The following is an 18,710-nucleotide window of genomic DNA, read 5'->3' as shown; positions in this document are numbered from 1 at the left end:
TACTCGCGGCGGCTGCGTAACCCGGAGCCCTCGGCGCACGTATGCGGGGTCAGGTGAACGAGGAGGCCCTGATGGAGGCCTACGTCGCGGGAGACGCGGGAGCGTTCGAGCGCCTGTTCCGTTCCCTCGCGCCGTCCGTTCACGCGTTCTTCGTGCGATCGGTCGGGCCTGGAGCGGTGGCCGAGGATCTCCTGCAGAGTACGTTCTTGAAGATGCACGTCGCGCGCGCGAGCTGGCGGGGAGGGGAGCGGCTCCGCCCCTGGGTCTTCACCATCGCAGGGCGCGTGCGGATCGACTGGCTGAGAAAGCAGGGGCGCGAGGTGCAGGAGGGCGACGACGAGGTCATGGATCCCGAGGCGCGTGATGCGGGAGAGGCAGTCCTGGCAGGGCAGCGGGCCGAGCGGGTGCGGGTCGCCCTGGACGGCCTCGCCGAGCCTCAGCGCGTCGTGGTCTACCTGCACCGCTTCGAGGAGCTCGGCTTCGCCGAGATCGGCCGCGTGCTGGGCATCTCCGAGGGCGCCGCCAAGCTGCGGGCGTTTCGCGCCTACGAGCAGCTTCGCGTCGCCCTCGCGGACCTCGTCGCGGAGGACCGCTCATGACCGGCCGCGAGCACGTCGGGGGTGACGCGCCGGGGCTCGCCGCGCTGGCCCCCGACGACCCGGAGCGGATCGCCGCCGCGTTGCACGCGAAGGCGTGCGCGGAGTGCGCCCGCGCGCTCCGGGAGGCGGAGCGGCTCCAGGTGCTCATCGAGCGCTCGGAGCCCGTGCCGCTGCCGGTGGGGGCGCTCGAGCGGGTGTCTCGCTCGATCGTCGCCGAGCTCCGGCGCGAGGCGCGCAGGCGTACGATCGGGTCGAGCGCCGCGGCCTGCGTGGCCGCCCTCGTGTTCGTGGTGATCGCGCGGAGCCGCTCCGGCGCGATCGATGACTGGGGCAGGGCCGGTCTCGTGCTGGCGCTCGCCCTCGCCCTCGCCGCGGCGGCGAACCGGAGGCCGCTGCTCGTCCTCGGGGGGAGCGTGGTCGCGACGATCCTCGCCGGGATCGCCGCTGCCGGGACCCCCATCGCCGGCGCACCGGGCGCGGACTGCCTCGCGAGCGAGCTCGCCGCTGCGGCGCTGGTGCTGGGGGCGGTCTGGCTTGCGCTCCGCGGGGGCTCCACCTCGCCGGCGCGCCTCGCTGTCGCGGGGGTGGCGGCGGCCGGGGCGCTGGCCGGCGACGCCGCGCTCCAGGTCACCTGCGGACTGCAGAGCGAGGTCCCGCACCTCCTGGCCTTCCACGTGGGCGGGGTGCTCCTGGCCGCGGCCGGCGCGAGCCTGCTCTGGCGGCGGCCGCGCCTGCGCGTCGCGTGACGCGGGGCGCGGCCCGGAGCGCTTTCTTCGCAGGCCCGCCGAGCAGAGAACGCGTCACGCCGCGCCCGGGGGGCGGCGCTTCCAGTCGCGGAACGCGCGCAGCAGGCGCGTGCGCGCCTCCTCCGGGAGCGACTCCTCCGAGAGGCGGCCCGCGGCCCGCAGCGTCGCGCGCAGCGTCTGGACGTGAGCCTCGCACCCGGGGCAGACGGCGAGGTGCAGCTCGAAGCGCGTCCGCTCGTCGGGCGCGAGCGCGTTCTCGAGGTACTCCGTGACGAGCTCGACGAGCTCGCGGCACGTCAGCTCGCCGGGGAGCTCGCCGGTCGTCGCGCCGCTCACGACAGGGCGTACCGCGGGAGCGCCATGACGACCGACTGGAGGCCCTCGGCGAACGAGGGGTGCACGACCTCCATGTCGACCAGCGCGCGCACCGGTGCGCCGGCCTGCATGAGCGCCGCGAAGACGTGGATGAGCTCGCCCGCCTCCGCGCCCACGATGGACGCGCCGACGATCCGCTCGCTCACCGGATCGACGAGCACCCTGAGGACGCCCGCCTTCTCGTCGGTCTCGATCGCGCGCGCGACGCTGCCGAACGGCAGGGTCGCGACCTCGTACCGGACGCCCTTCTCCTTGGCCTCGTGCTCGGTGAGCCCCACGCCCGCGACCTGGGGGTCGGTGTACGCGGTGTACGGGATGAGTCGATCCTTCCGGCCGCGGCCCGGCTTTCCCGTGAGGACGTCGAACAGGAGCCGGTGGTCGTCCCAGGCCGCGTGCGTGAACTGCGGCCCGCCCGCGCAGTCGCCCACCGCGTAGACCCCCGGCGCGCTCGACTGATAGTGATCGTCCACCTCGACGAAGCCGTGCCCGTCGAGCTTCACGCCGGCCGCGTCGCAGCCCAGGTCGTCGGTGTTGGGCCTGCGGCCGGTGGCGACGAGGAGGTGGGAGCCCGTCACCGCGCGCCCGCTCGAGAGCCCCACCGTGATGCGCCCGGGCTCGCCCGAGACGCGCTCGGCGCGGACGCCGAGCGCGAGCGCGAGGCCCTCGTCCCGGAAGAACCCCTCGATCGCCTCCGAGATCTCGGGGTCCTCGTGGCCGAGGAGGTGCGGGGCGGGCTCGACCACGGTCACGTCGGCGCCGAAGCGCCGGTACGCCTGGGCGAGCTCGCACCCGATGTAGCCGCCTCCCACGACCACGAGGTGCGACGGGAGCTCCGTGAGCTCCATCAGCCGCCGGTTGTCGAGCCAGGGCACGCCGCCGAGGCCGGGGATGGGCGGCTCGATCGGCCGGGCGCCCACGTTCAGGATCACGACCGCGGCGCGGTGGCGCTCGCCCGCGACCTCCACGGTCCGCTCGCCGACGAGCCGCGCGTGGCCGCGAACGAGCCGGAGGTTCGCGCCGGCGCCGGCGAGGCGCTTCGCGATGCTCTCCTGCCAGCGGCGGACGATCGCGTCCTTCCGCGCGATGACCGCGGGGAGGTCCACCTTCACGGCCCCGGCCTGCACGCCGAGCCGGCCCGCCGTCCGCGCGACGTGTGCGGCGCGGGCGCTCGCGACGAGCGTCTTCGTGGGCGTGCAGCCCGTGTTGGTGCACGTGCCGCCGAGCGGCCCGCGCTCCGCGAGGAGCACCCGCTGGCCGTGGCTCGCGAGGCGGGTGGCGAGCGGCACGCCCGCCTGGCCGCTGCCGACGATGATCGCGTCGAGGTCCATGGGGGTCTCCCTGGGCACGCGCACGGCACGTCCGCACGCGAGCGGTGTGGGAAAAGCTGGCCACCGTTACGCTCCCGAGCAGGGCGCCTGGCCGCGCGGCCGGGGCGACGCTCAGGCCGCCCGCCGCCCATGCCAGCTCACCGGGTGGCCGGCCTCGAGCGTCGGGCACGGGTCGCCGGCGAAGTACGCGCGCGCCTCGAGCCGCCCGGCGTGGCCGAGCGCCACCGCCGCCTCGCGGCGGTCCAGGAACCGCCCCGCGACGGTGAGGAACCCCGCCTGCCACTCCTCGAGGTCCGCGTCGAGGCCGTCGGGCAGCAGCGTCACGTCGTGGAACGGGCCGGTGGCGACCACGGCGCCCGTGATGCAGCTCCGGAACGCCGCCTGCTCGAGGTCGAGCTCGTGCTCTGCGTGCGCCATGACGTCCTCGCTCTCCTCTCGTCGTAGAGGCGCGGAGCGTCACCTCCGTTACACGAGCGGCGGCAGCTCGGCGGGCGGGCGCCCGTGCATTGGCGCCTGCCCCTTGCGCACGAGGTGGAGTCGCCCGACTCCGAACGGCCGTCCCCGTCGAAGCACAGTGGCCCGGCGCCCTGCGAGCTACATCCGGCGCGACCCGCGTTCCTGGCAGGGGAGGTGCCGCGGATGGAGCCGCCGTGCGTTTCGGAGCCGGTCGGGTGCGCAGCCGAGGAGCGAGAGCTCGCGGCCCTCCGCGCCGGCGACGAGGCCGCGTTCCTCGCCCTCGTGACGCGCCATCACGGCGCGATGGTGCGGGTCGCGGCGACGTTCGTGCGGAGCAAGGCGGTGGCGGAGGAGGTCGTGCAGGAGGCGTGGCTCGGCGTGCTCCGGGGGCTCCACCTCTTCGAGGGGCGCTCGTCTCTCAAGTCCTGGATCTTCAGCATCCTCGTGAACTGCGCGAAGGCGCGGGGGCTGAAGGAGAGTCGCTCGGTGCCGATGTCGTCGCTCGGACCGGAGGGCGAGGAGGACGCGCCGTCGGTGTCGCCGGATCGCTTCCGGGGAGACGAGGACCGGTGGGCCGGCCACTGGTCGGAGCCGCCCGAGCCCTGGCCCGACGCGCGCGCGGAGTCGAGCGAGCTGGTCGCGCTCGTGGCCGAGGCGCTCGAGACGCTCCCGCACGCTCAGCGAACGGTCATGTCCCTGCGCGACGTCGAGGGCTGGGAGGCCGGCGAGGTGTGCGCGCTGCTCGGCATCACGGAGGTGAACCAGCGCGTGCTGCTGCACCGCGCCCGCTCGAAGGTGCGCGCCTTCCTCGAGGCGCGCATGGGACGGGAGGAGGCGCCGTGACGGCCGCGGTCCCCGATCTCTCCTGCCGCGAGCTCGTCGAGCTCGTGACGGACTACCTGGAGGCGACCCTGCCGGTCGAGGAGCGGACCCGCTTCGAGCTGCACCTCACCTACTGCGACTGGTGCCGCACCTACCTCGCCCAGATGCGCCGGGTCCTCGAGCGCGCCGGCGAGCTCACCGAGGAGTCCGTCGCGCCCGAGGCGCGCGACGCGCTGCTCGCGATCTTTCGCGACTGGAAGAAGGGCTCCGGAGGCGGCGCGTGATCGCCTTCAAGTTCCTCGCCGCGGGCGCGCTCGCCCCCTTCACCCGCTTCCAGTGGCCCGCGTCGGGCGAATGGGTGAGCGCCGCAGCCCATCGGCCCGAGCTCTGGATCCACGCCTGCCGCGCGGGCGATCTCCCGTACTGGCTCGCCGACGAGCTCTGGCGGATCGAGCTCGACGGCCCGGTGAGAGAGGCCCGCTACCAGGTCGCGGCTCCCCGCGCGCGGCTGGTCGCGCGCGTCGCGGCCTGGGATCGGGCGCTCGCCGGGGACTACGCGCGGGCGTGCGCGCTGCGCGCCCGCGACCTCGCCCTGCCGCACGTGCCCACCGCGGCGCGGGACGCGCTCGCGCGAGCGACCGAGCTCGACGCGATCGCGGACGTCGCGAGCGGCGCAGGCCCCGCCTCCCGCGCGGCGGAGCTCGTGGCCGACGCCGCCCAGAACGCGCTGCACGTCGGCCCCGCGACGACCTCCTACATCGCCGCGACGCTCGCCTCCGCGCTGGGCGGCGGGCTCGCGGCGTTCGAGGCGGAGCGCGCGTGGCAAGCGCGGTGGCTCGCCGAGCGGCTCCGGGTGGGGGAGGTGGACTCGGGGCCGTGAGTCACCGGGCCCCGGACGGCATCCGCGATCACGGCGCCGGAGACGGCGGCGTGCTCGCGGCCGCGGCGTGGGCGGAGCGCTCGAGCCAGCCGCCGCCGAGCGCCTTGTAGAGGGCGACGAGGTTCCCGAGCCGCGCGAGCCGCGACTGGATGAGCTGCTGCTGCGCGGCGTACAGGTCGCGCTGAGCGACGAGCACGGTCACGTAGCTGTCGACGCCCTTGCGGTAGCGCAGGTCGGAGATGGCGTAGCGCCGCTGCTCGGCCTCGACGCGCGCCGTCTGGGCGGCGAGCTGATCGTCGAGCGACGCCCGCGCGGCGAGGGCGTCGGCGACCTCGCGGAACGCGACCTGGATCGCCTTCTCGTACCGGGCGACCTCGATCGACTTCCGCACCTCCGCCGCGTCGAGGTTCGCGCGGTTCCGGCCGCCGGTGAAGAGCGGCAGGGTGAGCTGGGGCGTGAAGCTCCAGAGCCCGGAGCCGGCGCCGAAGAGCCCGGAGAGCTCGCCGCTCGCGGTGCCGCCGAACGCGGTGAGGGTGATGGAGGGGAAGAACGCGGCGCGCGCGGCGCCGATGCTGGCGTTCGCCGCCCGGAGCGCGTGCTCCGCTCCGAGGATGTCCGGCCGCCGCTGCAGGAGCTCCGACGGGAGCCCGGGCGGGAGGTCGGCGAGGAGCGGCGCGGCCTCGAGCGGCTCGGGGGCGGGGAGCCCCGCCGGCAAGGGCTGGCCGACGAGGAGCACGAGCGCGTTCTGCGCCTGCTCGCGCTGCTGCGCGTACGCGGCGAGGTTGAAGCGGGCCGAGAGCACCTGCGACTCCGCCGTGCGCAGGTCGAGCTCCGAGGTGCGCCCCACGTCGTAGCTGCGCTTCGTGAGGTCGTAGGAGGCCTGGAGCGTCTTCAGCGTCTGCCGCGCGAGCGCGACCTGATCGTCGAGCGCGCGGGCGGCGAGGTACTGGGTGGCGATCTCGGCGACGAGCGAGAGGTGGGCGCTCCGCCGGGCCTCCTCGGTCGCGAGGTACTGCTCGAGCGCCGAGCGCTTGAGGCTGCGGACCCGCCCGAACAGATCGAGCTCGAACGCGGTGACGCCCGCGCCGACCTCCCACTGCGTGCTCGTGGAGGCGCGGCCGGTGGGGCTGAGGTCGGCGTCGACGTGCTGGCGCGTGGCGCTCGCGGTGCCCGCCACGGTGGGGAGCTGCTGCGAGCGCTGGATGCGGTACTGCGCGCGCGCGAGCTCGACGTTCAGGGCGGCGACGCGGAGGTCCCGGTTGTTCTCGAGCGCGAGCGCGATGAGGGCCTGCAGGCGCGGGTCGCCGAACACGTCGCGCCAGCCGAGCTCCGCCGGCGCTGCCCCGGGCGCCGCGGCGCGCGCCGCCTCCGCGGCGGCGCCCTCGGGCCACTGCCCGGCGACGGGAGCCTCGGGGCGGCGGTAGCGCGGCGCGAGGGTGCAGCTCGCGAGGAGGACCGCGGCCGTGGCCGCGGCGAGCGGGGCGCTACGCATGGAGCGCCTCCCCCTCGGTCCCCCCGTCCCCCTCCTCGTCGCCCTCCGCCGGCGCGGGGGCCGAGGTGACCCTGGCGCGGCGCCCGATCACGACGAAGAACACCGGGATGAAGAGCACGCCGAGCACCGTCGCCGAGATCATGCCGCCCGCCACGGCGAAGCCGATGGCGTTCTGGCTCCCGGCGCCCGCGCCGCGCGCGAGCGCGAGCGGCAGGACCCCGAGGATGAACGCGAGCGAGGTCATGAGGATCGGCCGGAGCCGCATGCGCGCGGCCTCGAGGGCGGCCTCCACCACGCCTCTCCCGCGTTCGCGCAGCTCCTTCGCGAACTCGACGATGAGGATGGCGTTCTTCGCCGAGAGCCCGATGGTCGTGAGCAGGCCGACCTGGAAGTAGACGTCGTTCGCGAGCCCGCCGAGGAGCGTCGCGAGCACCGCGCCGAGCACGCCGAGCGGCACGACGAGCATGACGGCGGCCGGGATGGACCAGCTCTCGTACAGCGCCGCGAGGCACAGGAACACGACGAGCAGCGAGATCGCGTAGAGCGCGGGGGCGTTCGCGCCCGACAGCCGCTCCTCGTACGAGAGCCCGGACCACTCCGAGCCGACGCCGGTGGGGAGCTGCTTCACGATGGACTCCATGGCGGCCATGGCCTCGCCGGTGCTGTGACCCGGCGCGGCCTCGCCCTGGATCACCACCGCCGGCGTCCCGTTGAAGCGCTCCAGCTTCGGCGAGCCGTAGGTCCAGCGACCGCTCGAGAACGACGAGAACGGGACCATCTGGCCCTGGCGGTTCCGGACGTACCAGCGCTCCACGTCCGCGGGCTGCATCCGGAACGGCGCGTCCGCCTGCAGGTACACGCGCTTCGTGCGGCCCTTGTCGATGAAGTCGTTCACGTAGGAGATGCCCCACGTGGAGGACAGGGTGGCGTTCACGTCGGCGAGCGACACGCCGAGCGCCGCGGCCTTCTGCTGGTCCACGTCCACCTTGTACTGCGGCGTGTCCTCGAGGCCGGCGGGCCGGACCTTGGCGAGGGCGGGGTGCTTGGCGGCGAGGCCGAGGAGCTGGTTGCGCGCCGCCACGAGCTGCTCGTGGCCGAGGCCGCCGCGGTCCTGGAGCTGGAGCTCGAAGCCGGTGGCGTTGCCGAGCTCGGAGACGGCGGGCGGGACGAACGCGAACACCATCGCGTCCTTGATGCCCGAGAACGCGGCCATGGCGCGGCCGGCCACCGCCTTCGCCTTGAGCCGCGCCTCCTTGCGCTCGCTCCAGTCCTTGAGCTTCACGAACGCGACGCCCGCGTTCTGGCCGCGGCCGCCGAAGTTGAAGCCCACGATGCTCATCGCCGACTCGACCGCGTCCTTCTCGTCGTGCAGCAGCTGGTCGGACACCCGCAGCATGATCTCGCGGGTGTGCTCGAGCGTGCTCCCGGGCGGGAGCAGCACCTGCACGAAGAGCTGGCCCTGGTCCTCCTCGGGGAGGAACGCGGTGGGCACGCGCAGGAAGAGCGCCGACAGCGCGGCGACGATCGCGACGTAGGCGATCATGGCCCGCCCGGTCCGGCCGAGCAGGGCGCCGACGAGCCCGCGGTAACGCGCGCTGCCGCGGTCGTACAGGCGGTTGAACGCGCCGAAGAGGCCGCCCCGCTCGAGGCCGTGGCCCTTCGCGACCGGCTTCAGCATGGTCGCGCAGAGCGCGGGGGTGAGCGTCAGCGCGACGACGACGGAGAGCGCCATCGACGAGACGAGCGTGATCGAGAACTGGCGGTAGATGACGCCCACCGAGCCGCCGAAGAAGGCCATCGGGACGAACACCGCGGCGAGCACGAGCGCGATGCCGACGAGCGCGCCGGTGATCTGCCCCATCGACTTGCGCGTGGCCTCCCGGGGCGAGAGCCCCTCCTCGCTCATCACGCGCTCGACGTTCTCGACGACCACGATGGCGTCGTCGACGAGGAGCCCGATGGCGAGCACCATGCCGAACATGGTGAGCGTGTTCACGCTGTACCCCGCCGCCGCGAGCACGCCGAACGTGCCGAGCAGCACGACCGGCACCGCGATGGTGGGGATGAGCGTCGCCCGGAAGTTCTGGAGGAACAGGTACATCACGAGGAAGACGAGCAGGATCGCCTCGAGGAGCGTCTTCACGACCTCCTCGATGGAGAGCCGCACGAAGGGCGTCGTGTCGATCGGGTAGACGACCTTCATCCCCGGCGGGAAGAACCGCGACAGCTCGTCCAGCCGCGCGCGCACGGCGCTCGCCGTGGCGAGCGCGTTCGCCCCGCTGGCGAGCTTGATGCCCATGCCGGCCGCCGGGCGGCCGTTGTAGTAGCTCTCGATCTCGAAGGTCTCGCCGGCGAGCTCGACGCGCGCGACGTCGCCGAGCCGCACCTGCGAGCCGTCCGGGTTCACGCGCAGGAGGACGTCGCGGAACTGCTCCGGAGTCTGGAGCCGCGTCTGCGCGGTGATGGTCGCGTTGAGCTCCTGCCCCTTCACGGCGGGCGCGCCGCCGAGCTGGCCGGCCGAGACCTGGGCGTTCTGCGCCTGGACCGCGCCGCTCACGTCGAGCGGGGTGAGGCCGTAGTTCGTGAGCTTCTCCGGGTCGAGCCAGATCCGCATGGCGTACGCCGACCCGAACGCCTGCACGTCGCCGACGCCCGTCACGCGGCTCACCTGGTCCTGGAGCGTCGAGACGACGTAGTCCGCAAGGTCGTTGCGGCTCATGCTGCCGTCCTCGGAGACGAAGCCGGCGATCATGAGGAAGTTGTTCACCGCCTTGGCGACGCGGACGCCCTGGCGCTGCACCTCCTGCGGCAGCAGCGGCATCGCGAGCTGCAGCTTGTTCTGGACCTGGACCTGCGCGATGTCCGGGTTCGTCCCGGCGTCGAAGGTGAGGACCACGCTCGCGTTGCCGGCCGAGTCGCTCGTCGCGGACAGGTAGCGCAGGTGATCGAGGCCGTTCATCTTCTGCTCGATCACCTGGGTGACCGTGTCCTCGAGCGTCTTCGCCGACGCGCCGGGGTAGCTCGCGTTGACGCTGATGACGGGCGGCGCGATCGCCGGGTACTGCGCCACCGGCAGGGACAGGACGGAGAGGACCCCCGCCAGCATCACGATGATCGCGATCACCCACGCGAAGATGGGGCGATCGATGAAGAACCTGGCCACGGGTGTCCGATCTCCTGGGGAGGGTGCGACCGCGCTGCTAGCGGGAGGCCTGCCGCGTGGACGCGGCGGGGACGGGGACCACCTCGGCCCCGGGCCGGACCTTCTGCAGGCCCTCGACGATCACCCGATCGCCGGCCTTGAGGCCGTCGGTGACGAGCCACGTGTCGCCGATGGTGCGGTCGGTCACGAGCTGCCTGAGCTCGACCTTCTTCTCGGCGTTCACGACGAGCGCGGTCGGCTGGCCCTTCTGGTCGCGCGTCACGCCGCGCTGCGGGACGAGGATCGCCTGCGGGTTCACACCCTCGTTGATGCGCGCGCGGACGAACATGCCGGGGAGGAGGTCGCCGCGCGGGTTCGGGAAGATGGCCCGGAGCGAGATCGATCCCGTGCCGGCGTCGACCGAGACGTCGGAGAACTGCAGCGTGCCGTGCTGCTCGTACTCCCGCCCGTCCTCGAGCACGAGCGAGACGCTCGCCTGGTTCTTCCCGGCGCTCTGGAGCTTCCCGCTCTCGAGGTCGCGACGCAGCCGCAGGGCGTCGGTGCTCGACTGCGTGACGTCCACGTAGAGGGGGTCGAGCTGCTGCACCGTCGCGAGCAGCGTCGCCTGCGCCTGCTGCACGTAGGCGCCCTCGGTGACGGCGGAGCGCCCGATGCGGCCGGGCACCGGGGAGGTGACGGTCGTGTACCCGAGGTTGATCCGCGCCGCCTGCACCGCCGCGCGCCCCGCGGCGACGTCGGCCTCCGCGCTCTTCAGCGTCGCCACCGCGTCGTCGTGCTCCTGCCGGCTCACCGCGTTCGCCTCGACGAGCTCCGTGTAGCGCTGCGCCTGCAGCCGCGCGGACGCGACCTTCGCCTCCGCGCGCGCGAGCGCGGCCTTCGCGCTGTCGAGCGCCGCCTGGTACGGCGCCGGGTCGATCCGGAAGAGCGGCTGCCCCTCCTTCACGTCGCTGCCCTCCGTGAAGAGCCGCTTCAGCACGATCCCGTTCACGCGCGCGCGCACCTCGGCGACGCGGAACGCCGACGTCCGGCCGGGCAGCTCCTTCACGAGCGTCACCGAGGTCGGGGCGAGCGTCACGACCCCGACCTCGACCGGGCGGGCCGCGGCAGGCGGTCCCTTCGCCTGGGTCCGCTCGCAGCCGGAGAGGGCGAGCGCGAGGGCGGCGACCGTGGCGAGCGACGCTCCGGCACGGAGGGGGAACGGGAGCGCGCGTCGCGGAGCGACGGGCGAGGTCACGGAGAGAGGAGTCATTTCGCGGCTTTCGTCGATCCGTTCACGCCGGACGAGCGCTCCGGCGAGCCGCAAGACATACTGTCGCACCTGTTGACGGTCAAGACTGAACCGTTCAGTATAGAGCGTGCGAATGAGCGAACCTGGCGCCAGAACAGCGGAATTCTCCCCCGCGAAGCGGCGCCAGATCCTGTCGGGGGCGCGCGCCACCTTCGGCGAGCTCGGCTACGAGCGGGCCTGCGTGGACGTCATCGCAGCCCGCGCCGGGGTCTCGAAGGCGACGGTCTACAACCACTTCGGCGACAAGAAGGGCCTCTACGTCGCCTGCCTCTCGGAGGAGGTGGACGCCCTGCGCGAGGGGATCCGGGCGTTCCTCGCCGAGCCCGCGGGCGAGCTCGAGCAGGCGCTGCAGGAGACCGGCGAGAAGGTGATGGGGCTGCTCCTCTCGCCCGCCGTGGTGGGCCTCTACCGCCACGCGCAGGCGGAGTCGTCGCGCTTCCCGGAGATCGGCCAGACGCTCTACGACCGCGGCCCGGGCTCGCTCTACGCCATGCTCTCCGCGTACCTCCAGCGCTGGAAGGAGCGGGGCGTCCTCCTGCTCGAGGACCCCCGCGCGGCGGCGGTGCAGTTCGTGAGCCTGTGCCAGTCCGACCTCGTGCTGAAGGCCCGGCTCGGGATCCTCGAGCGGCCCGCGGACGCGGCCGTGCGCGAGGCGGTGCGCGGCGCGGTGCGGACGTTCCTGCGCGCGTTCGGGCGGTGACGCCGGCGCGCTGGAGCCGGGAGCGCGGCGCGAGCGCGATGTCGCAGTCCCGGTCGTGTCGGGCTCCGGAATCCCACATTCACTCCTGGCCGTAGCGCACTGTCCGTCACCCGTGGCGCACGCGCGGTGGTATTCGTCTCGGCTCGCGAGGAGGAGCCGCCATGACGCACGCCACCTTGAGTCGACGAGTGCTGCCGCTGGTCTTCGCCCTGTCGCTCGGCGCCTCCTCCTGCAAGACCTCGGAGGCGGCGAGCGGAGCAGACGCGGCGTGCGGCGCCGCGGGGCAGTCGTGCGCGGGCGGCGTCGTCTGCTGCGCCGGCCTGACCTGCGATCCCTCCACGGGAACGTGCGCCGCGCCTGCGTGCGCGGAGGCGAGCGGGTCGTGCGCGAACGGCGAGACCTGTTGCAGCGGGACGGCGTGCGTGAACGGCACCTGCACCCGCGGTTGCCCTCCCGTGCCGATGATGTGCCTGGCGACCGGGATGCCTTGCCGGCAGAACGCAGAGTGCTGCGCGGGCGCCTGCTACAACGGCTCCTGCGCGTCGCCTTGGGACTGGATGTGCATCCCGCAAGGAGACGTCTGCCAGTTCAGCGAGCAGTGCTGCGACCACGGCCGGTGCGTCGCCGACCGCGCCGGGATCCTGCGGTGCTTCGCCTGCCTGGCAGAGGGTGCGCGGTGCACCGGTACCGCCGACACGAGCTGCTGCGGCGGATCGACCTGCCTCCCGACGGGCGGCCAGGGCAAGTACACGTGCGTCGCCGCGCCGCCCGTCCTGTGCGGCCTCGTGGGAGAGAGCTGCACCGCGAGCGTCGAGTGCTGCGCGGGGCTTTCGTGCGACCTCCCGGCGGGCGCCACGAGCGGCGCGTGCAGGCCGCCGTCGTGCGCCGCGGCGGGCGGGAGCTGCACCGTGACCGGCGACTGCTGCTCCGGCGTCTGCGAGATCGTCGCCGGCGCCACGAGCGGCACGTGCAGCCCGTCGTCGTGCGTCGCGGAGGGCGGGAGCTGCACCGCGACCGGCGACTGCTGCTCCGGCGTCTGCGAGATCCTCGCCGGCGCCACGAGCGGCACGTGCAGCCCGGCGTCCTCGTGCGCCGCGGCGGGCGGGAGCTGCACCGCGAACGGCGACTGCTGCTCCGGCAACTGCGAGGTCCCCGCTGGCGCCACGAGCGGGAGCTGCGTGTGCAGCGGGGAGATCGTGGGGTTCTGAGCATCCACGACCCGCGATCGGTCCGCGGCGCGTACCGCCCGGCCGCGCGGCGGTGGGCCGTGGGCGTGAGACGGCGAGGTTCGGCGCGCGGATCCCCAGCTCCTCCGCGGTTGCGCGCGGCACGGCGCCGGCACGGCCGTCGCAAGCCCGCGCGATCCCCCACACCCAGAGGCGCACATGTTCCCGAGAACCGTCTCCGCTGCATCCGTCCGAAGCCTCGCCCCGGCCGCCGAGCTGCCCGAGGCCGCCCCGCACCCCGGTCCGGAGCTCCGTCGCGACCCGCTTCACGCTGCGAACGGCGTCGCGCCGCTCCGCGCCGTCGCGCCGCGCTCGCCTTCCGACCCGCTGTCGTTCGCGGGCCTCGCCGCCTGCATCGCGGACGCCCGCACGGCGGCCCTCGCGGGCGGGGACGGCCCGCCGGATCCGACGACCTTCGCCTCGCTCAGGGCGCGGCTCGAGCGGGCGGCTGCGAAGCTCCCGCCGAGCTACCGGCGCGAGGTCGCGGACCCGCTCCTGCGTTCGCTCGATCGGCTCGGCGCGCGCGGGTTCGCCCGCGTCCTCGCGGAGGATCCCGAGCGCGAGGGGGCCGCGCGCCTCCTGCTCGACGTCGCGCAGGCGGTGCTCCAGCACGGGGAGGGCTACGCGGCGCGCGCGACGGCCGCCTTCCAGGAGGTCGTGAGCGATCTCTACGAGGGGTTCCTGTCCGCCGAGGACCGCCGCGGCGTGAAGCCGCCCGATCACGGCGTGGTCCCGCCGCTCGTGCGATGGGGCAGCGCCGAGACCGGCCCGTACACCTGGCCGGCGACGGCCACGGAGACGCTCGGCGTGGAGGCGGCGGTGGTGAGCCTCCCGGCGGCGAACGCCTCGGCGGGGATCCTCGCGTGGCCGGCCCTCGCGCACGAGACGGCGGGACACGACCTCCTCGAGGCGGACGACGGGCTGCGCGACGAGCTCGCGCGGGTGGTGCGAGAGCGGCTCCTCGGCGAGAAGATGGGGCTCGCCCTCGCCGACTACTGGGCGGACCGCATCGAGGAGACGGCGTCGGACGTCCTCGGCGTGCTGAACATGGGGCCCGCGGCGGCGGTCGGGCTCGTCGGGTACTTCCGGGCGATGAACGGGGCCGCGGGCGGCGCGGGGACGTTGCGGAACGTCGGGAGGACGGAGGATCCGCATCCGGCGGACATCGCGCGCGCGTACCTCGCGGCGGAGACCGTGCGGCTCCTGTCGTTCGAGGGCGCGACGCGGTGGGCGGACCGCCTGACCGCCGAGGCGGATCGCGACCTCGGGAGGATTCGCCTCGGCGAGTTTCCGGTCACGGCCGGCGTCGCGAAGGCTTCGGCCGCCGTGGTGGCGCGCGCGATCGCGCAGACGCGGCTCCGCGCGCTGGACGGACGTGCGTTCCGCGACCTCCAGGACTGGCGCGACCAGGACGAGGCCGTCGTCGCCGAGCTGCGTCGAGAGCTCGAGGGAGCAGGGGCGCGGACCGGGAAGGCGCGCGTCGAGGCGGGGAGGTACGCGGAGGGGGCGTACGCCGCCCACGCGGTCGCGGCGGGGGTCTACGCGGCGATCGGGGGGACCTCGAGCCCGGAGCAGGCGATGACCGGGATGATCGGCATGCTCGCCGGGATGCACGACCGGAACGCCGCGTGGGGGGCTCCTCGCGTCGCGCCGTCGTCCGGCGCTCCGGCCGGCCCGCGCGTCGCCTGACGCGGGTCCCGCCGTCACTCCGCGCCGGGCGTCCGGAGCTCGGCGGGATCGATCGCGAGCTCCACCACCGTCCGGCGGAAGCCCATCCCCTCGAACATCGCGAGCGCACGGCCGTTCCGCGCCGCGACCTGGATGACGACCTGTGGGGCTCCGCGCCGGCCGAGCTCGCGCACCAGCGCCTCGAGGAGCAGGCGGCCCGCGCCACGGCGGCGCGCGCGCGGCGCGACGTAGAGATCGACGCCGACGCCGCAGGGGTCGCGCAGCGTGTTCCAGTCTCGCCCCTCGAGCCGGCCGTACGCGTACCCCACGAGCTGCTCGCGCCCGCGCGAGCGCGACACCGCCGCGAGCACCACCGCCTTCCGGCTCGCGAGCTCGCGCGCGAGCCAGGAGGCGTAGCCCTCCTCCATCCCCGGGCTCGCGAAGAAGCGCCGGGAGTCCATCCGGTTGTGGAGGCGCGCCAGCGTCGCCCCCATCCGCCCGAGCGCCGGCGCGTCCTCGGGGCGGGCCCGGCGGATCTCGATCTCGCTCATCCCACCACGGTAGCCCATGTGCCTCGCCGCCGGCGGGCGCCGGGTCGCGCTCGCCCCGGCGGTGAGTCCCCGAGCGCCGCCGAGACGGGCCGGTCCGTGCGGTAGGATGGCTCGCGACGAAAGGGGTGATGGGATGGCCGCAAAGATGCCACGCCTCGGGGATACCGCCCGGCGCTACCTCGACGACACCGTCCGCGCTCGCCTCGCGAGCCCGGGCCTCGAACGCTACCGTGTCGAGCGGAAGGGCGGCGCCGGGGCGATCGTCGTCGCCGTGCTGGCGCTGGTCGCGCTGATCGGGGCGTTCGTCTGGCTCTCGACGAGGCCGTAGCCGCGACGCGGCGGCGTCGGGGAATGCGACGCCGTCACCGAGGGTGAGGAGCTCCGGGAGTGGCGCCCGGGTCACGGCGCCCCCGGTTGCAGGGCGCGCCCCGTCCCGTCCATGCTGACCACATGACCCCCGCCACCGAATGCCGGGCCCGCCTCGACGCCCTTCGCGACACGCTCCGCGCCCAGGGGCTCGACGGCGCGGTCCTCGTCCACGCGACCGACGTCTTCTACCTGGCCGGCACGCGCCAGAACGCGGCGCTGTGGGTGCCGGCGGGCGGCGACGCGGTCCTGCTCGTGCGGAAGAGCCTCGAGCGCGCCCGGGCGGAGAGCCCGCTCGCGGACGTCCGCCCGTTCCCGGCTTCGAAGGAGCTCGCGGCGGCGCTCGGCGGGCCGCGTCGGGTAGGGTTCACCTTCGACGTCGCCCCGGGCGCGGTGGAGCGCTTCTGGGCGCGCGCGCTCGGCGCGGAGCTCGCGGACGTGTCGATGGCGCTCCGCGTGCAGCGGAGCGTGAAGTCCCCCTGGGAGCTCGAGCGCATGCGCGAGACCGCGGCGCTCCTCTGCGGCGTCTTCCGCGAGATCCCGTCCTTCCTCCGCCCCGGCATGCGCGAGGTCGATCTCGCCGCGGAGCTCGAGTACCGGATGCGCAAGGCCGGGAACGAGGGGAGCCCGCGGCTGCGCGGGTTCAACCAGGAGTTCTTCATGGGGCTCGCGCTCGCCGCCGGCTCCGCCACCGCCCCGAGCTACTTCGACGGGCCGGTCACCGGGCGCGGGCTGTCGCCGTCCTCCCCGCTCGGCGCGTCGGTCGAGCCCGTGCCGGGGGACGTGCCGATCCTGCTCGACTACACCGCGATGAAGGCGGGCTACGTCACGGACATGACCCGCATCGCGGTGTGCGGCCGGCTCGCCCCCGAGCTCGCGCGCGCGTTCGAGGTGGCGCTCGCGATCCAGGAGGAGGTCGTGAAGGGGCTCCGGCCCGGCGCGATCCCGTCGGAGCTCTGGGCGCGCGCGAAGGCGCTCGCCGAGCGGGAGGGGCTGGGCGATCGCTTCATGGGACCGCCGGGGGCGCAGGCGCGCTTCGTGGGCCACGGCGTCGGCCTCGAGCTGGACGAGCTGCCGGTGCTCGCGCCCGGGCTCGACGTGCCGCTCGTGCGCGGGCAGGTGCTCGCCGTCGAGCCCAAGTTCGTCCTCCCCGGGCTCGGCGCCATCGGGATCGAGAACACCTGGGCGGTGGGCGAGGGCGGCGGGGAGCGGATCACGGAGCTGCCGGACGCGGTGATGGTCGTCTGATCGTACCGGTGGGGCGCTCGCCTGCGGCTCGCCCCTCCCGAGCCCCCGTTCCCTCCGGCGCTCTCGCGGCGCGCCTCGACTAGAAAGAAGAGGGTGGCCGAGGGCGATCGCGAGCGGTGGGACGCGCGGTACCGGGACGAGGACGCGATCCCCGAGCCCTCGCCGCTCCTCGACGCGCTCGACGCGCTCCTCCCGCGGCAGGGTCGGGCGCTCGACGTCGCGGGCGGCTCGGGCCGGAACGCGCTCTGGCTCGCCCGGCGCGGGCTCGAGGTCACGCTCGCCGACGTCTCGGAGGTCGCGCTCGAGCGCGCGGCGCGCGAGGCGCGCCGGCGCGGGCTCTCGCTCGCGACCCTCCGGATCGATCTCGAGGCGTCGCCGTTGCCGCACGGCCCGTGGGACCTCGTCCTCTGCACGTACTTCCTCCACCGGCCGCTCCTCTCGGCGATCCCGGCGGAGCTCGCGCCGGGAGGACTCCTCGTCGTCGCGCACGCGACGCGGAGGAACCTCGAGCGCCACGCGCGCCCGGGGCCGGCGCACCTCCTCGAGGACGGCGAGCTCCCGACGCTCGTCCGCGGGCTCGAGGTCGTCCGCTACGAGGAGGGCTGGCTCGAGTCGGGCCGCCACGAGGCGCGGCTCGTCGCGCGGAAGCCCGCGGCGGCCGCCGGGTGAAGAAGGCCGCGTGGCGCGCCCCGCGGGAGGCCAGGGGAATGGGCGCGCTTCCAAGTCACCCGGCTGGACCCGGCCGCTCGTGCTACTCGTTGTCGGTGGAGGTCACCGCGTGATCGAACGGCTGCGCCGCCTCGCCCGGGACTGGTTCCTCGCCGGCATGGTCTCGGCGGTCGTGCTCGCGACGCTGCTGCCGGAGCTCGGCCGCAGCGGGGGGCCGCTGCACGCCGACCGCGTCGCGAACGCCGGCATCTTCGGCATCTTCTTCTTCCACGGGCTCGCGCTCTCCCGCGACCGCCTGCGCGCCGGCATGATGCGCTGGAAGCTGCACGCGGTCGTGCAGGCCATGACCTACGTGGCGTTCCCGATCGTGGGCCTCGTGCTCGCCGCGGCGTTCGGGCGGTTCCTGCCGGAGGACCTGCTGCTCGGCTTCTTCTACCTCTGCGCGCTGCCCTCCACGATCTCCTCCTCGGTGGCGATGACGGCGGTCGCGCACGGGAACGTCCCCGGCGCGATCTTCAACGCGACCCTGTCGAGCCTCATCGGGATCATCGCGACGCCGCTGCTCGTGAGCGTGTGGGCGTCCACCTCGGGCGAGTCGCTCTCCGTCGGACGCGCCGTGCTCGACATCGCCACCTTGCTGCTCCTCCCCATCGTCCTCGGTCAGCTCCTCCGCCCGGCGCTCGGCGCGTGGTTCCAGCGCTGGCACCGGCACGCGAGCACGTTCGACAAGCTCGTGATCCTGCTGCTCGTCTACGTGTCGTTCTCGGACTCGGTCCGGGCGGGGCTCTGGACGAAGCACGGCGTTTCCGTGCTCGCGATCGCGGTCGCGGGGGCGGCGCTCATCCTCGCGGTGGTCCTGACGCTCTCGACGCGCCTCGCGCGGCTCGTCGGGCTCGACAAGGAGGACGAGATCGCCGCGGTGTTCTGCGGGTCCAAGAAGACGCTCGCCTCGGGGGTGCCGATGGCGAAGCTCATCTTCGGCGCGCACCCCGGGCTCGGCCTCATCGTGCTGCCGATCATGTTCTACCATCAGCTCCAGCTGTTCGTCGGCTCGATCCTGGCGGAGCGCTACGCGCGGCGCCTCCAGGGCGCGCCGTCCCCGGCCCCCGCGGCCGCTCACGAGTGAGGCACGC

At 74.4% G+C, this 18,710-nt stretch carries 19 protein-coding genes; 12 read left to right on the top strand and 7 right to left on the bottom strand.

Translation table 11 applies throughout. The features are described 5' to 3' along the window. The first annotated feature begins 71 nt into the window (after window positions 1–71). Together MNY60_RS00415 and MNY60_RS00410 are read left to right on the top strand one after the other, a co-directional pair. Complete coding sequence (locus MNY60_RS00415) at window positions 72–599, top strand: RNA polymerase sigma factor (RefSeq protein WP_242352970.1); 528 nt, start codon at window positions 72–74, stop codon at window positions 597–599. Next, window positions 596–1,345, top strand: a complete 750-nt coding sequence (locus MNY60_RS00410) for a hypothetical protein (protein ID WP_242352968.1) — start codon at window positions 596–598, stop codon at window positions 1,343–1,345. The genes MNY60_RS00415 and MNY60_RS00410 overlap by 4 nt, the downstream gene beginning before the upstream one ends. Before the next feature lie 54 nt (window positions 1,346–1,399). On the opposite strand, the gene MNY60_RS00405 is transcribed toward MNY60_RS00410, so the two are convergent. From MNY60_RS00405 to MNY60_RS00395, 3 genes are all read right to left on the bottom strand, one after another. Next, on the bottom strand, window positions 1,400–1,681 hold the full coding sequence (locus MNY60_RS00405; RefSeq protein WP_242338269.1) for an anti-sigma factor: 282 nt from the start codon (window positions 1,679–1,681) through the stop codon (window positions 1,400–1,402). Beyond that, the gene (locus tag MNY60_RS00400; protein WP_242352958.1) at window positions 1,678–3,066 is read right to left on the bottom strand and encodes an NAD(P)/FAD-dependent oxidoreductase; all 1,389 of its coding nucleotides are present in this window, start codon (window positions 3,064–3,066) and stop codon (window positions 1,678–1,680) included. The genes MNY60_RS00405 and MNY60_RS00400 overlap by 4 nt, the downstream gene beginning before the upstream one ends. A gap of 93 nt (window positions 3,067–3,159) precedes the next feature. Beyond that, window positions 3,160–3,465 (bottom strand): hypothetical protein, encoded by a 306-nt coding sequence (locus MNY60_RS00395; protein ID WP_242352947.1) that lies wholly within the window; start codon window positions 3,463–3,465, stop codon window positions 3,160–3,162. 222 nt (window positions 3,466–3,687) lie between these two features. Here MNY60_RS00395 and MNY60_RS00390 point away from each other — a divergent pair, with 222 nt between their 5' ends. From MNY60_RS00390 to MNY60_RS00380, 3 genes are read left to right on the top strand one after another with little or no spacing between them, the layout of a single operon-like run. Beyond that, complete coding sequence (locus MNY60_RS00390) at window positions 3,688–4,347, top strand: RNA polymerase sigma factor (RefSeq protein ID WP_242352936.1); 660 nt, start codon at window positions 3,688–3,690, stop codon at window positions 4,345–4,347. Next, the gene (locus tag MNY60_RS00385; RefSeq protein ID WP_242338276.1) at window positions 4,344–4,610 is read left to right on the top strand and encodes an anti-sigma factor; all 267 of its coding nucleotides are present in this window, start codon (window positions 4,344–4,346) and stop codon (window positions 4,608–4,610) included. The genes MNY60_RS00390 and MNY60_RS00385 overlap by 4 nt, the downstream gene beginning before the upstream one ends. Then, window positions 4,607–5,206 carry a hypothetical protein gene (locus tag MNY60_RS00380; RefSeq protein ID WP_242338278.1) on the top strand — a complete coding sequence of 200 codons (600 nt, stop codon included), beginning with the start codon at window positions 4,607–4,609 and terminating at the stop codon, window positions 5,204–5,206. The genes MNY60_RS00385 and MNY60_RS00380 overlap by 4 nt, the downstream gene beginning before the upstream one ends. A 28-nt stretch (window positions 5,207–5,234) precedes the next feature. On the opposite strand, the gene adeC is transcribed toward MNY60_RS00380, so the two are convergent. The 3 genes from adeC to MNY60_RS00365 are packed head-to-tail and all read right to left on the bottom strand — an operon-like array spanning window position 5,235 to window position 11,110. After that, a complete protein-coding gene (adeC, locus tag MNY60_RS00375; RefSeq protein ID WP_242338280.1) occupies window positions 5,235–6,698 on the bottom strand; it encodes an AdeC/AdeK/OprM family multidrug efflux complex outer membrane factor in 1,464 nt (487 codons plus the stop codon). Continuing rightward, the gene (locus MNY60_RS00370; RefSeq protein WP_242338282.1) at window positions 6,691–9,861 is read right to left on the bottom strand and encodes an efflux RND transporter permease subunit; all 3,171 of its coding nucleotides are present in this window, start codon (window positions 9,859–9,861) and stop codon (window positions 6,691–6,693) included. The genes adeC and MNY60_RS00370 overlap by 8 nt, the downstream gene beginning before the upstream one ends. Window positions 9,862–9,898: 37 nt before the next feature. Then, complete coding sequence (locus MNY60_RS00365; RefSeq protein ID WP_242338283.1) at window positions 9,899–11,110, bottom strand: efflux RND transporter periplasmic adaptor subunit; 1,212 nt, start codon at window positions 11,108–11,110, stop codon at window positions 9,899–9,901. A 112-nt stretch (window positions 11,111–11,222) separates the two neighbouring features. Here MNY60_RS00365 and MNY60_RS00360 point away from each other — a divergent pair, with 112 nt between their 5' ends. The 3 genes from MNY60_RS00360 (at window position 11,223) to MNY60_RS00350 (ending at window position 14,764) form a co-directional block, all read left to right on the top strand. Further along, complete coding sequence (locus tag MNY60_RS00360; RefSeq protein WP_242338285.1) at window positions 11,223–11,849, top strand: TetR/AcrR family transcriptional regulator; 627 nt, start codon at window positions 11,223–11,225, stop codon at window positions 11,847–11,849. Window positions 11,850–12,010: 161 nt separating this feature from the next. Beyond that, a complete protein-coding gene (locus MNY60_RS00355; protein ID WP_242338287.1) occupies window positions 12,011–13,057 on the top strand; it encodes a hypothetical protein in 1,047 nt (348 codons plus the stop codon). Between the two features lie 177 nt (window positions 13,058–13,234). Beyond that, window positions 13,235–14,764 (top strand): hypothetical protein, encoded by a 1,530-nt coding sequence (locus MNY60_RS00350; protein WP_242338289.1) that lies wholly within the window; start codon window positions 13,235–13,237, stop codon window positions 14,762–14,764. Between the two features lie 14 nt (window positions 14,765–14,778). Here the strand turns inward: MNY60_RS00350 and MNY60_RS00345 are convergent, their stop codons facing one another. After that, on the bottom strand, window positions 14,779–15,294 hold the full coding sequence (locus tag MNY60_RS00345; protein WP_242338291.1) for a GNAT family N-acetyltransferase: 516 nt from the start codon (window positions 15,292–15,294) through the stop codon (window positions 14,779–14,781). A 145-nt stretch (window positions 15,295–15,439) separates the two neighbouring features. Between MNY60_RS00345 and MNY60_RS00340 the strand changes: the two genes are divergently transcribed. The 4 genes from MNY60_RS00340 (at window position 15,440) to MNY60_RS00325 (ending at window position 18,703) form a co-directional block, all read left to right on the top strand. Further along, window positions 15,440–15,622, top strand: coding sequence for a hypothetical protein (locus MNY60_RS00340; RefSeq protein ID WP_242352924.1), 183 nt, complete (start codon window positions 15,440–15,442; stop codon window positions 15,620–15,622). A gap of 122 nt (window positions 15,623–15,744) precedes the next feature. Further along, a complete protein-coding gene (locus MNY60_RS00335) occupies window positions 15,745–16,908 on the top strand; it encodes a Xaa-Pro peptidase family protein (protein ID WP_242338295.1) in 1,164 nt (387 codons plus the stop codon). Window positions 16,909–17,001: 93 nt separating this feature from the next. Further along, window positions 17,002–17,577: a bifunctional 2-polyprenyl-6-hydroxyphenol methylase/3-demethylubiquinol 3-O-methyltransferase UbiG gene (locus MNY60_RS00330; RefSeq protein WP_242338297.1), complete on the top strand. Its 576-nt coding sequence runs from the start codon at window positions 17,002–17,004 to the stop codon at window positions 17,575–17,577. A 109-nt stretch (window positions 17,578–17,686) separates the two neighbouring features. After that, a complete protein-coding gene (locus MNY60_RS00325; protein ID WP_242338299.1) occupies window positions 17,687–18,703 on the top strand; it encodes a bile acid:sodium symporter family protein in 1,017 nt (338 codons plus the stop codon). Window positions 18,704–18,710 lie beyond the last annotated feature (7 nt).

Source organism: Anaeromyxobacter sp. SG17 (assembly GCF_022690695.1).
GTDB classification, from domain to species: domain Bacteria; phylum Myxococcota; class Myxococcia; order Myxococcales; family Anaeromyxobacteraceae; genus Anaeromyxobacter; species Anaeromyxobacter soli.
This window is presented reverse-complemented; position numbering and strand designations above follow the sequence as displayed.